This is a genomic window from Conexibacter sp. CPCC 206217, assembly GCF_030646165.1.
Taxonomy (GTDB): domain Bacteria; phylum Actinomycetota; class Thermoleophilia; order Solirubrobacterales; family Solirubrobacteraceae; genus Conexibacter.
On sequence record NZ_JAUTDO010000008.1, the window covers coordinates 138450 to 150646 of the forward strand.

10 protein-coding genes are annotated in these 12197 nt (G+C 73.1%); 3 read left to right on the forward strand and 7 right to left on the reverse strand.

Going from position 1 to position 12197, the window contains the following annotated elements; genetic code table 11:
• The 5 genes from Q7L65_RS21620 to Q7L65_RS21640 all read right to left on the reverse strand — a co-directional run bounded on the left by Q7L65_RS21620 (position 1) and on the right by Q7L65_RS21640 (position 6770).
• Positions 1–2610 (reverse strand): HtaA domain-containing protein, encoded by a 2610-nt coding sequence (locus tag Q7L65_RS21620; RefSeq protein WP_304724409.1) that lies wholly within the window; start codon positions 2608–2610, stop codon positions 1–3.
• A gap of 172 nt (positions 2611–2782) precedes the next feature.
• On the reverse strand, positions 2783–3187 hold the full coding sequence (locus Q7L65_RS21625) for a VOC family protein (RefSeq protein ID WP_304724411.1): 405 nt from the start codon (positions 3185–3187) through the stop codon (positions 2783–2785).
• A gap of 10 nt (positions 3188–3197) precedes the next feature.
• Entirely contained in the window at positions 3198–3647 is a 450-nt protein-coding gene (locus Q7L65_RS21630) for a helix-turn-helix transcriptional regulator (RefSeq protein WP_304724413.1), read from the reverse strand.
• 15 nt (positions 3648–3662) lie between these two features.
• On the reverse strand, positions 3663–6047 hold the full coding sequence (locus Q7L65_RS21635) for an excinuclease ABC subunit UvrA (RefSeq protein ID WP_304724415.1): 2385 nt from the start codon (positions 6045–6047) through the stop codon (positions 3663–3665).
• Between the two features lie 96 nt (positions 6048–6143).
• A complete protein-coding gene (locus Q7L65_RS21640; protein ID WP_304724416.1) occupies positions 6144–6770 on the reverse strand; it encodes an LON peptidase substrate-binding domain-containing protein in 627 nt (208 codons plus the stop codon).
• A 65-nt stretch (positions 6771–6835) separates the two neighbouring features.
• Between Q7L65_RS21640 and Q7L65_RS21645 the strand changes: the two genes are divergently transcribed.
• Positions 6836–8278, forward strand: a complete 1443-nt coding sequence (locus Q7L65_RS21645) for a deoxyribodipyrimidine photo-lyase (protein ID WP_304724417.1) — start codon at positions 6836–6838, stop codon at positions 8276–8278.
• Here the strand turns inward: Q7L65_RS21645 and Q7L65_RS21650 are convergent.
• The gene (locus tag Q7L65_RS21650; RefSeq protein ID WP_304724419.1) at positions 8245–8655 is read right to left on the reverse strand and encodes a hypothetical protein; all 411 of its coding nucleotides are present in this window, start codon (positions 8653–8655) and stop codon (positions 8245–8247) included. The two genes, Q7L65_RS21645 and Q7L65_RS21650, sit on opposite strands and share 34 nt — an antisense overlap.
• Positions 8656–8818: 163 nt before the next feature.
• Positions 8819–9751, reverse strand: a complete 933-nt coding sequence (locus Q7L65_RS21655) for a class I SAM-dependent methyltransferase (RefSeq protein ID WP_304724421.1) — start codon at positions 9749–9751, stop codon at positions 8819–8821.
• Positions 9752–9781: 30 nt separating this feature from the next.
• On the opposite strand from Q7L65_RS21655, the gene Q7L65_RS21660 reads away from it, so the two are divergent.
• Positions 9782–10555 carry a bifunctional 2-polyprenyl-6-hydroxyphenol methylase/3-demethylubiquinol 3-O-methyltransferase UbiG gene (locus Q7L65_RS21660; RefSeq protein WP_304724423.1) on the forward strand — a complete coding sequence of 258 codons (774 nt, stop codon included), beginning with the start codon at positions 9782–9784 and terminating at the stop codon, positions 10553–10555.
• A gap of 7 nt (positions 10556–10562) precedes the next feature.
• Entirely contained in the window at positions 10563–12128 is a 1566-nt protein-coding gene (locus Q7L65_RS21665) for a 1,4-alpha-glucan branching protein domain-containing protein (protein WP_304724424.1), read from the forward strand.
• The last annotated feature ends 69 nt before the right edge of the window (positions 12129–12197 follow it).

A 12197-nucleotide genomic window follows, 5' to 3' on the forward strand; every position in this document is an offset into this window, starting at 1 on the left:
CTAGCGGACCGTGACGGTGACGGCGGCGATCCGCCGCGCGCCGGCGAGCTTTCTGCCGGCGTGACGGGCCGGGCTGGCGAGCGTGTAGCGGCCGCTGAGCTTGCGGTAGCTGACCTTCCCGCCCTTCTGGCGCTTGACGACCGCTGCGCTCAGACGCAGCGTGCGGCCTCTCAGCGTGCCGCTGGCCATGACCGTCTTGCCGCGGCGCAGCACGACGCGGTACGTCTGCGAGGAGCGCCGCCCGACCTGCCCGGAGAGCGTGAGGACGACCTGGCGCTTGGCCTTCTTCGAGCCTCTGATCGCGGCGGTGATCCGTCTGGTGGCGGCGGGCGACACCGGTGCTCTGACCGACGGCGCCGGGACGCTCGGGACCGTCGGCGCGCTCGGCGCCGGCGGCGCCTGCGGCGTGTCCGGCTGGGTCGGCTGCCCCGGCTCCTCCTCCGGCGGATCGGTGCGGGGCTCGATCGCGGTCGGGATCGTGAACGTGAGGAAGCCGAACGGCTGGCCGGCGTAGGTCTCGAGCCCGTAGGTCGAGGTGCCGGCTGCCGAGGCTCTCGCCGGCACGGCCACCCACGAGCGGACGCTGCCGTCGCCGCTGGTCCGGGGCGCGGCGCCCGACAGGTCGACGTCGAGCAGCCGCACGTTGCTGACCGGGATCGTTCTCGGATTGCCGGCCATCGCGTCCGCCATCGAGCCGCTGGCCTGGCCGTCGACGTAGACGCGGGCGCTGCGCTCGTCGGCGGCGATCTCCAACCGCGGGTCGACGAGCGTGCTGTCGATGTAGTGCGCGGTGTTGACCCAGCGGATCGTGCCGCGGTACTGGATCACGAGCTTGCCGCTGGCGGGGTCCCTGTAGGCGTCCTGCTGCGTCAGACGCCAGCTCGACCGGTCGCCGGCGTCGGGTTGGCTGGCGCCGTCGCTCGTCTGCACGCCGCGCGCGGTCGTCGGGCCAGGTCCGGGCCAGGCGGTGTAGAGGTAGTTGACCCAGGTTCGCAGGTTGGACGAGCCGGTCAGACCGCGCGCAGTCCAGTCGAGTCGCGGCGCGACCGACGCCTCGAAGCGGGCGGACTCGTTCGTCCGCGCCGCGGGCGCGGCCGCGGCGGCGTACGGCGTCCAGCCGAGCGCCGCGTTGCCGAGCGGGTCGCCGGCGAGCGTCAGGTTGGCGTCGTCGGGCAGCCCGAGCGCCGTCGTGTTGCCGTAGGTCGGCGTGGGATTCGTGTAGGTGACCGGCGCCGACCAAGCGGTCTCCCCGGCGGCCCGGTTGGCGACGCGGATCTCGCCGCCGCTGAGCACCACGACGCCGCCGCTGAACGAGGGCGCCACTCTGCTGGTCCAGGCGACCGTCGCCGCGCCGTCGGGGCCGAGCGCGATCCGTGGCCAAACGGCCGGGTTGGCGGCCGTCGCCTCTTCGGCGACGGTCTCCGCCGCTCCCCAGGAGCCGTCGTTGCCGAAGCGCTGGGCGCGCACGCGGCTCGGCGTCCCGGCGCCGGCGTCGGCCGCCTCCGGCCAGACGACGGTGGCGGTGCCGTGGGCGTCGAAGGCGGCCGACGGGATGCCGGTGCCGCCGGTGATGCGCGCGGGGGCGCCCGTCTGCGTGGTGGCGGCGTTGGCGCTGCCGGAGGCCAGCACGGCCGGCGGCGTCCACACCGCCGACGAGCCGGCCGGGCGCGCAGCGGCGCGCGGTCCTGCGTCCGAGCCCCAGGTCGCGACGGCGGCGCCGGCGGCGTCGACGGCGACCGCGGGACGGCTCGCGAAGCCGGCGGCCGTGGTCAGCGTGGCGACGGCGCCGAGGCCGCCTCCGGCGGCGCGGGTGCGGGTCTTGATCTCGCGGGTGGCGTTGTCGGCGCCCGTGCGCCAGACGATCGTCAGCGCGTCGTCCTGGTCGCGGCCGAGGCCGATCGTGTCGGCGATGTCGACGGTCGTCGCGTCGACCGTCTGCGGTGCGCTCCACGCGCCGGCCGCGCCCGCGCGGGTCGCCAGCTCGACCGCGGCGGCGCCCTGCCACGCGATCGCGGCGTCGCCGTCGGCGGCGACGTCCACGGCGATCGTGAAGGAGGTGCTCGGCGCGGTCACGGTCGCGAGCGTGGCCGGCGCCGACCAGCTGCCGTCGGCGGCGGCCGTCGCCGCGCGCACGGTGACGGAGTCGGCAGCGGTCCGCTCGCCCCAGGCGACCGTGGCGCGACCGGCGCCGTCGACGGCGACCTTCGGCCCGACGATCACCGTGTAGTTGCTGCTCGCGGCGCGTGCGACGGAGGCGATCTCCTGCGGCGTCTGCCAGCTCGCGCCGGCGGGGCGGCGGCTGACGCGCACCGACTGGACGGCGGGGTCGGTCCACATCGTGGACTGGTCGTCGCTCTGTGCCCAGGCGAGCGTCGCGGTCCCGGCGCGATCGAGCGCGAGGTCGCTGCGCATCCGCATGCCGACCTCGACCTCCGCGCCGGCGGGGCCGTCGGCGACCGCCTCCGACGCGGGCGACCAGCCGCCGGCGGCGAGCGCCGGAGCGGGGGCGAGCGCTGCGAGCAACGCGGCGGCGGCGAGCGTCCCGCGGGCAGCGCGCGTCCCTCGCGCACGGCGCCGGCGCGGCGCGGGGGATGGGGCAGAGTGGTGCATGGGCTGGCTTCCTCTTCGAGTTCGACGTGCCTTTCAGGAGTGAGAAGCACGTCTTGTTGAGGATTGTTAGGGTAACCTAACTTAGGCCAGGACGGTTGTTGGCGCCCGCCCGAGCGAAGACTCGCCGCTGAGATCGGCGCCGCGGGACGACGGCGACGCGCGCGGGCAGGCGCTACGCCTGCTCGATCCGCAGGAAGTTGCCCGCGGGGTCGCGCACCGCGGCGTCGCGGGCGCCCCAGGGCTGGCTGGCGGGCTCCTGCAGTACCTCGGCGCCGGGCGTCTCGGCGACCTTCTCGAAGGTCGCGTCGAGGTCGTCGCTGCTGAAGTGCAGCGGGCGCAGCTCGCCCTTCGCCAACAGCGCGGCGAGCGTGTCGCCGTCCTCCTGCGAACGGCCGGCGTGCGGCTGGGACAGCACGATCTGGATCTCCGGCTGGCTGTCGGTCGCGAGCGTGATCCAGCGGAATTCGCCCTGCTCGACCTCGTTGCGCACGGTCAACCCGAGCGTGTCGCGGTAGAAGGCGAGGGCGGCCTCGGGGTCGTCGACGAGGACGTGTACGGCGCTGATGGAAACGGTCATGGAAACGACCCTAGGCGAGCGCCGAGGTGGTTGCTTCTCGAAAACTGCTCGACTCCCGGGCAGGTTTGCGCGGCCGCGTCAGCACCATGACCTGACAGCCCGGAACGACCTCGAAATCGCTGTGATCGCGGGCGCGGTAGGCGCTCGGCGTCTCCCCGACGACCTGCGTGAAGCGCGCGGAGAACGAGCCGAGGCTGGTGCAGCCGACGTCGATACAGGCCTCCGTCACGCTCACGTCACCGCGGCGCAGCAGCGCCGTCGCACGCTCGATGCGACGCGTCAGCAGGTAGGAGTAGGGCGTCTCGCCATACGCCTCACGGAAGCGGCGGCTGAAGTGCGCGGTCGACATCAGCGCCGTGCGGGCGAGCGCGGCGACGTCGAGCGGCTCGGCGTACTCGCGGTCCATCCGGTCGCGAGCACGCCGCAGCCGTCGCAGCTCGTCGAGGTCGGGGGCGCCCATGGCCCCCATTGTGCCTCAGCCGCCGACGTACGCCGCGAGATGCTCGCCGGTGATGGTCGAGCGGGCGGCGACGAGGTCGGCGGGCGTGCCCTCGAAGACGATCTCCCCGCCGTCGTGGCCTGCGCCGGGGCCGAGGTCGACGATCCAGTCGGCGTGCGCCATCACCGCCTGGTGGTGCTCGATCACGATCACCGACTTGCCGGAGTCGACGAGCCGGTCGAGCAGGCCGAGCAGCTGCTCGATGTTGGCGAGATGCAGGCCCGTGGTCGGCTCGTCGAGGATGTAGACGCCGCCGCTCTCGGCCAGGTGGGTCGCCAGCTTGAGCCGCTGACGCTCGCCGCCCGACAGGGTCGGCAGCGGCTGGCCGATGCTGAGGTAGTCGAGTCCGACGTCGGAGAGCCGGCCGAGGATCGTGTGCGCGGCGGGCGTGCGCGCGTCGCCGGCGCCGAAGAACTCCTCCGCCTCGCGCACCGACATCGCGAGCACCTCGCTGATGTCGCGGCCGCCGAGGTGGTAGTCGAGCACCGCCGGCTGGAAGCGCTTGCCCTCGCAGTCGTCGCAGGTGGAGGCGACGCCGGCCATCATCGCCAGGTCGGTGTAGATCACGCCCGCGCCGTTGCAGGTCGGGCAGGCGCCCTCGGAGTTCGCGCTGAAGAGCGCCGGCTTGACGCCGTTGGCTCTCGCGAACGCCTTGCGGATCGGGTCCAGCAGCCCGGTGTACGTCGCCGGGTTGCTGCGCCGCGAACCGCGGATCGCGGTCTGGTCGATCGACACGACGCCGTCCCTGCCCGACAGCGATCCGTGCACGAGCGAGCTCTTGCCGGATCCGGAGACGCCGGTCACGACGACGAGCACGCCGAGCGGGACGTCGACGTCGACGTCGCGCAGGTTGTGCGCCGACGCGCCGCGGATCTCCAGCTTGCCGGTCGCTCTGCGCACGGTCTGCTTGAGCGCGGCACGGTCGTCGAAATGGCGGCCGGTGAGCGTGCCGCTGGTGCGCAGGCCCTCGACGCTGCCCTCGAAGCAGACGGTGCCGCCGTCCGGGCCGGCGCCGGGGCCGAGGTCGACGACGTGGTCGGCGATCGCGATCGTCTCCGGCTTGTGCTCGACGACGAGCACCGTGTTGCCCTTGTCGCGCAGCCGCAGCAGCAGCGCGTTCATCCGCTCGATGTCGTGCGGGTGCAGCCCGACCGTCGGCTCGTCGAAGACGTACGTCACGTCGGTGAGCGAGGAGCCGAGGTGGCCGATCATCTTGACGCGCTGCGCCTCGCCGCCCGACAGCGTGCCCGACGGCCGGTCCAGCGCGAGGTAGCCGAGCCCGATCTCGACGAACGAGTCGAGCGTCTCCTCGAGCGCGTCCAGCAATGGCGCGACCGACGGCTCGTCGAGGCCGCGGACCCATTCGACCAGGTCGCTGATCTGCATGGCGCAGGCGTCGGCGATGTTCTTGCCGTCGATCTTCGAGGCGCGGGCGCCCTCGGCAAGTCGCGTGCCGCCGCAGTCGGGACAGGCGGTGAACGTGACCGCGCGGTCCACGAAGGCGCGGACGTGCGGCTGCATCGCCTCCTTGTCCTTCGAGAGCATCGATCTCTGGATCCGCGGGATCAGACCCTCGTAGGTCATGTTTATGCCCGCGATCTTCATCCTCGTCGGCTCGCGATAGAGGAAGTCGTGCAGCTCTCTCTTGGTGAACGTGCCGATCGGCTTGTCCGCGGGATAGAAGCCCGATTCGGCGTAGAGCCGCGTGTTCCAGCCGTTGCCGGTGAAGCCGGGGACGGTGATCGCGTCCTCGGAGAGCGACTTGCTGTCGTCGAACAGCTCGGCGAGGTCGAGGTCGGTCACGTTGCCCATGCCCTCGCAGCGCGGGCACATGCCGCCGGTGACGCTGAAGGTCGCCTTGACCGTTCTTCTGGAGCCGCGCTCGACGGTGATCGCGCCGGCGGCTCTGACCGACGGCGTGTTGAAGGAGTACGCCTTCGGCGAGCCGATGTGCGGCTGCCCGAGCCGGCTGAAGACGATCCGCAGCATCGCGTTCGCGTCGGTGACGGTGCCGACGGTGGAGCGGGGGTTGGCGCCCAGCCGTTCCTGGTCGACGATGATCGCCGTCGTCACGCCCTCCAGCAGGTCGACGTCCGGTCGCGCCAGCGTCGGCATGAAGCCCTGCACGAAGGCGCTGTAGGTCTCGTTGATCAGCCGCTGCGACTCGGCGGCGACCGTGCCGAACACGAGCGAGCTCTTGCCCGAGCCGGAGACGCCGGTGAAGACCGTCATGCGGCGCTTCTGGAGCGCGACGCTGACGTCCTTGAGGTTGTTCACGCGCGCGCCCTGGACCCGGATCAGGTCGTGGCTGTCGGCTACGTGCTGTGCAGGCGACTGCGTGTCCGTCGTCGTCTTGCTCATCGCGTCATCCTAAGCGCGGCTCGGCGCGCGGCGCTTCTCCGATCCTGCTCGCTTGCGGCGGAGCGGAGTCCGCTTGCGGCGGCGGCTGCGCTGCTTTCAGGTGAAGCGGACCTTGCCGTTCGATCTCGCGCGCGCCTGGGCGCGTGTGACGAACTCCAGCCGCTTCGTCGCCGCGCGGAAGAGGCGTGTGACGAGGCGGATGCGCGCGTTCTCCGAGCGCAGGTCCAGCAGCCCCTGCTTCGCCTCCAGCCCGAAGTCGACGGTCGCCGCCATCGCGTAGGCGCTCATCGTCGCCAGCTCCTGCGCGTCGGGCCGTCTGTCGGTCGCGCGCTCGACCAGCTCGGCGTACAGCTCGCGCGCGAGCGTCGCGGCGGCTTCGTCGAGCACCTCCTCGCGATCCTCGAGGAACTCGACCGTGCCGACCGGCCACGGCAGCCGCTCGTCGCGGTCGACGATGTCGAACGGCCGCGTCCCGCGCGCGAGCAGGTTCAGCCTGCCGTCCTCCATCCGCTCCAGTACCTCGCTGATCTCGCATGCGCAGCCAATCGGGCGCAGTCCGTCGTCGGACATCCAGACGATCCCGAACTCGCTGCCGCGCGTCAGACAGCGCTCGATCATCATCTTGTAACGCTGCTCGAAGATGTGCAGCGGCACGATCTCGCCGGGCAGCGCGACGATGCCGAGCGGAAAGAGGGGAAACTCGCGCATGAGCCGGTTGGGCATGGTTCGGGAGTCTAGGCCCCGGCGCGTGGTGAGCCGCTCGCCCCCGTGCGTCCGTACTCAGCGCGATGGCCTCACGCGACGACTCGACCGCGCTCGTCTGGCTGCGGCGCGACCTGCGGCTGCACGACCATCCGCAGCTCCTGCGGGCGCTCGGCGAGCACGCGCGCGTGGTGCCGGTGTTCGTGTTCGATCCGGCGCTGCTGCGGGGGCGCTTCGCGTCCGGTCCGCGGACCGCGTTCATGCTCGCGTGTCTGCGCGAGCTGGACGGCGATCTGCGCGAGCGCGGGAGCGGGCTCGTCGTGCGGCACGGGCGACCCGAGCGGGAGCTGGTCGCGCTCGCCCGCGCGACGGGCGCGAGCGCGGTGCTGTGGGCGAGCGACGCGACGCCGTACGCGCTCGCGCGCGACAGACGGGTCCGGGAGGCGTTGGCGGAGGCGGACGTCGAGGCGGTGCCGGGGCCTGGCAACTTCGTCGCGGACGTCGGCCGGCCGCGCACGAGAGGCGGCACGCCGTTCAGCGTCTTCACCCCGTTTCAGCGCGCGTGGGAGGCGTTGGAGCGGCGCCCGGTGCAGCGCGCCCCGGCCGAGCTGCCGCCGTTGCCGTCGGCGCTCGCGAAGGGACGGCTGGCGGGGCTGGAGGCGCTGCTGGGGAAGCGGCGGGCGGGGGACGCCGTCGAACCCGTCGTCGAACCCGGCGAAGCCGCCGCCCGGCGCGCTGCCGCCCGTTGGCTCGACGGACCGCTGGAGCGCTATGCGCGCGACCACGACCGGCTCGCGGGCGGCGCGTCGGAGCTGTCGGCGCATCTGCGCTTCGGGACGCTGTCGGCGCGCGAACTGGAACAGCGGGCGGGGCGGCGCGGCGGGGAGGGGGCGGACGCGTTCGTGCGGCAGCTCGCCTGGCGCGACTTCTACGCGCACGTCCTGCTGCACCACCCCGCGAACCTGCATTCAGAGCATCAGGAACGGATGCGCGCGCTCGCCTGGGACGAGGACGAGCAGCTGCTGCGCGCCTGGCAGGACGGTCAGACCGGCTATCCGCTCGTCGACGCCGGCATGCGCCAGTTGCGCGCGTGCGGCTGGATGCACAACCGCGCGCGGTTGGTCGTCGGCTCGTTCCTGACGAAGGATCTGCAGCTCGACTGGCGCCTCGGCGAGGCGTGGTTCATGCGCTGGCTGCTCGACGGCGACGTCGCGTCCAACAACGGCAACTGGCAGTGGATCGCCTCCGTCGGCGTCGACCCCGCGCCGGCCTTCCGCCGCCTGCTCAACCCGACCCTGCAGCAGCAGCGCCACGACCCGCGCGGCGAGTACGTGCGCCGCTGGGTGCCCGAACTGGCCGGCGTCCCCGACGACCGGCTCGCCGAGCCGTGGACGATGAGCGACGAGCAGCAACGCGCCGCGCATTGCGTGATCGGCGAGGACTACCCGGCGCCGATCGTCGATCACGCGGTCGAGCGCAAGCGCGCGCTGGAGCGCTATCGGGCGGCCGGTTCGGCGACGTCGCGCTGAGACGCCGCCGCCTCCAAGCCACGCGCCAGCTTCGCGAGCCGCCCCACGCCGCGCCGGATCGCCGGTTCGGCGACGTTGCCGAAGCCGAGCACGAGGCCGGGCGGGCTCGGGGTCGCGGCGTACCAGCTGAGGCCGTGCAGGCGCATGCCGACAGCCTCCGCACGTTTCAGCAGCGCGCGTTCGTCGAGCTGCTCGGGCATCAGCGCGACGAAGCTGAGGCCGGCGGCGACCCCGGCTGGGCGCCAGTCGGGCAGCTCGCGCTCCATCGCCGCCACGAGCGCGTCGCGGCGGGCGCGGTAGTTGGGTCGCATCCGGCGCAGGTGCCGGTCCAGCTCGCCGCGCTCGAGGAAGTCGGCGAGCGCGAGCTGGTCGAGCACGGCCGCGCTGGCGCGACCGCCCCGCGATCGACCGCGGCGACGGGATCTTCCTCGCCGGCGATTCCGTCGCGGCAGCGGGCATGCTGACCGACCCGGCGGTGACGAGTGCGCTGGAGGCGGCGCGCGGGGCGTTGGCGTGGGCGGCCGCGCCCGCGCCCGCGCCTCAGGCCCCGGGCTTGCGCGCCGCGAGCAGCAGGTTGTAGAAGATCGCCGCCGGCAGGCGGCCTTCGAGCAGCGCCTCGTCGACCTTCTGGAAGGCGAGGTAGCCGCGGTAGGCGTACTGCCGCCAGCCCCATGGCACGTCCTCGGGCTCGGCGGTCGCCTCCAGCGCGCGGTTGGTCCAGCCGAACCAGTTCGCGGTCAGCTCCTCGCCGCGGACGTTGACGTCGGTGAAGCCGGCCGCGCGCGCGACGTCGGCGAGGTCGCCGGGGGCGAACGCGTGGATGTCGACGAACTGCTCCAGCTTGTGGTCCTCGTGGTGACCCTGCGCGCCGCCGTGGCCGTTGCCGAGCGCGCCCGCGGGGCGCGCTCTCATCAGCCAGCGCCACGCCGGCGCGACCGCGGTCGCGCCGCGCTTGGGGATCTGCGCGAGGCGGTCGCCGTAGCGCGACGGCTCGCCCGCGAAGACGATCATGCCGCCGGGGCGCAGCACGCGGTCGAACTCGGCGAACGCCCGCGCCAGGTCCGGCAGGTGGTGCAGGACCGCGTGGCCGAGCACGAGGTCGAAGGAGCCGTCCTCGAACGGCAGCGCGTCGGCGCCGGCGACGGCGGTCTCGACGTCGAGCCCGAGCCGCTCGGCGTTGCCGCGCAGCGTCTCGATCATCCCGGGCGAGATGTCGGTGCAGGTCGCCTGCTCGATCACGCCCGCCTGCAGCAGGTTGAGCGAGAAGTAGCCGGTGCCGGAGCCGATCTCCAGCGAGCGCTCGAAGCCGTCCTCGACCTGCGAGCCGAGCACCTTGCGCAGCTTCAACAGCACCTGGTGCTGACCGATCTCGCCGAAGTCGATGCCCCACTTGGCGTCGTACGTGTCGGCGGCGACGTCGTGGTACTTCGTGTTGACGTCGCGGATGTCCTCAGCGGTGCTTGGAGCCTCCATAGGCCGCGGGAGTCTACGCTGTCGATCCTCATGGAGACCGCATACGTTCAGTCGAATCAGCCCGACGGCGTGCCGCCGCTGGAGCTCACCGGTGAGCGCACGCTGCCGGACGTGCCGGAGGAGAACTACTGGTACCGCCGCCACCTCGCGGTCTACGAGTGGATCGCCGCGCGCGCGGTCGGTCAGCGCGTGGTCGACATGGCCTGCGGCGAGGGCTACGGCAGCGAGCTGCTGGCGCGCACCGCGCGCGGCGTCGTCGGCGTCGACGCCAATCCGGAGGCGCACGAGCACGCGCGGCTGCGCTACGTGCGCCCGCACCTGCGCTTCGAGCGCGACCTCGTCGAGCGCTTCTCCGAGCAGTCCGACGCGGTCGTCTTCCTGCAGACGATCGAGCACGTGCAGAACCCGGACGAGATCCTCGAGCACTTCAAGTCGATGCTGACCCCGGGCGGCGTCGCGTACGTCTCGACGCCGAACCTGCTGACGCTCGCGCCCGAGGGCGCCGAGAAGTCCGACAATCCCTGGCACGTCAAGGAGTACCGCGCCGCCGAGTTCCGCGCGCTGTGCGACGCGCACTTCCCGCAGGTCGAGCTGTACGGCCTCTTCCACGCGCGCAAGCTGCGCGTCCACGAGCTGGCGATCAGACACCTCGGCTGGGACGCGATCCACAGACGCGCCGGCTTCACGAGACCGTTCTACGACCGCTTCACGCCCGCGATCTCCGCGCGTGACTTCCGCCTGCGCCTGGGCGACGACGCCGCGCTGGCCGGGGCGCTCGACTTCGTCGCCGTCTGCCGCACCTGAGTCCGAGATGAGCAGGGTCGCGGATCGCGGCGAGCTGGCGCTCGTCCTGCACACGCACATGCCCTACGTCGAGGGCTACGGCACCTGGCCGTTCGGCGAGGAATGGCTGTGGGAGGCGATCGCGTCGTGCTACCTGCCGCTGCTGTCGTTGCTGGACTCGCGCGAGGACGGCCGTGACGTGACGGTCTCCCTGACGCCGGTGCTCGCCGACCAGCTCGCTGTCCCCGACCTGGCCGATCGCTTTGCCGCATTCCTGCGCGAGGTTCGCCGCGAGACGCACCGCTTGGACGTCGACGGCTGCCGCGCGAGCGGGCGGGAGGACTGGGCGCGCGAGCTGGAGCGCTCGGCACTGGACTACGAGCGCGCGCTCTCCGGTGTCGAAGCGCTGCGACGCGACGGCCGCGACCTGCTCAGCGCGTTCGCCCCCCACGCCGCTTGGACCTCATCCGCGACCCACGCGGTGCTGCCGCTGCTGGCGACCGACGCGGGCGTGCGGCTGCAGGTGGAGACCGGGGTCGGCGCGCATCGGGCGCGGTTCGACGGGGTGAGCGAATGGCGCGGCGGGTTCTGGCTGCCGGAGTGCGCGCATGCGCCGTGGCTCGATCCGCTGCTGGCGGAGGCCGGCGTGCACGCGGTCTGCGTCGACCTGACCGACCTGCTCGGGCGCGGCGCGGCGGCGCAGCTGGCGCCGTTGCAGAGCGCTGACGGTCCGCTGCTGGTCCCGCTCGACCGCGCGACGATCGAGCTGGTCTGGAGCGACGGCGGCTATCCCGCCCACCGTGCGTACCGCGACTACCACGCCTTCACGGTCCATCACCACCGCGTCTGGAACAACGCGGGCGAGACGTACGACCCGGTCGCGGGGCGGGCGCAGGCGCGCGCCGACGCGGCCGACTTCGTCACGCGCACGATCGCGCGGCTCGACGCGGGCGCCGCCGAGCTGGGCCGCCCCGCGCTCGCCGTCTGCGCGATCGACACCGAGCTGCTCGGCCACTGGTGGTACGAGGGCATCGACTGGCTCGCCGCCGTCCTCGACGAGGCCGACCGCCAGGGCCTGCGGATCACCCACCTCGACGACGCCCTCGAACGCCACGCGCCCGTGCCCGTCGCCGCCCGAGGCACCGCACCCCCGCCCGCGAGGGAGGACCGCCGATCTCCTGCTGCTCAGCGACAGCAGATTGGCGCTCCGCGGTCGGACCGGGCCGGATCGGAGCTGCCGACCACGACGTGGGGGACCCCACGCGATCTGTCGACCTGGGACGCGCCGCACGTCGCCGACCTGGCATGGCAGGCGCGCGCGCTGGAGCTGCGGACGCTCGCGGGCCGCGGTGGGGGCGATCGGGACGGGAGCGAGCGGAGCGGGCGCGCCGTGGGCGTACCGAGCAGCCGCGCGCTGCGGGAGCTGCTGGCGCTGCAGGCGAGCGACTGGGCGTTTCAGGTCACGCGCGACTCCGCCGGACCGTATCCGCGCGAGCGTGCGGCTGCGCACGCGGCCGCGCTCGAAGAGGCGCTCGACGGGATCGACCCGGACGCACCGGTTCGCGGTCTCGCGCCGCACCTCAGCTGCCGCTGATCCCCGCTGCTCTCACCCTGTCCGTCGCACCGCGGACGGCGTGAGATGTCGGGCGCTGCACTACACTGC

Coding starts and splice junctions, on each gene's coding strand:
- Q7L65_RS21620 (WP_304724409.1), bottom strand. CDS start 2,610: ATGCACCACTCTGCCCCATCCCCCGCGCCGCGCCGGCGCCGTGCGCGA.
- Q7L65_RS21625 (WP_304724411.1), bottom strand. CDS start 3,187: ATGACCGTTTCCATCAGCGCCGTACACGTCCTCGTCGACGACCCCGAG.
- Q7L65_RS21630 (WP_304724413.1), bottom strand. CDS start 3,647: ATGGGCGCCCCCGACCTCGACGAGCTGCGACGGCTGCGGCGTGCTCGC.
- Q7L65_RS21635 (WP_304724415.1), bottom strand. CDS start 6,047: ATGAGCAAGACGACGACGGACACGCAGTCGCCTGCACAGCACGTAGCC.
- Q7L65_RS21640 (WP_304724416.1), bottom strand. CDS start 6,770: ATGCCCAACCGGCTCATGCGCGAGTTTCCCCTCTTTCCGCTCGGCATC.
- Q7L65_RS21645 (WP_304724417.1), top strand. CDS start 6,836: ATGGCCTCACGCGACGACTCGACCGCGCTCGTCTGGCTGCGGCGCGAC.
- Q7L65_RS21655 (WP_304724421.1), bottom strand. CDS start 9,751: ATGGAGGCTCCAAGCACCGCTGAGGACATCCGCGACGTCAACACGAAG.
- Q7L65_RS21660 (WP_304724423.1), top strand. CDS start 9,782: ATGGAGACCGCATACGTTCAGTCGAATCAGCCCGACGGCGTGCCGCCG.
- Q7L65_RS21665 (WP_304724424.1), top strand. CDS start 10,563: ATGAGCAGGGTCGCGGATCGCGGCGAGCTGGCGCTCGTCCTGCACACG.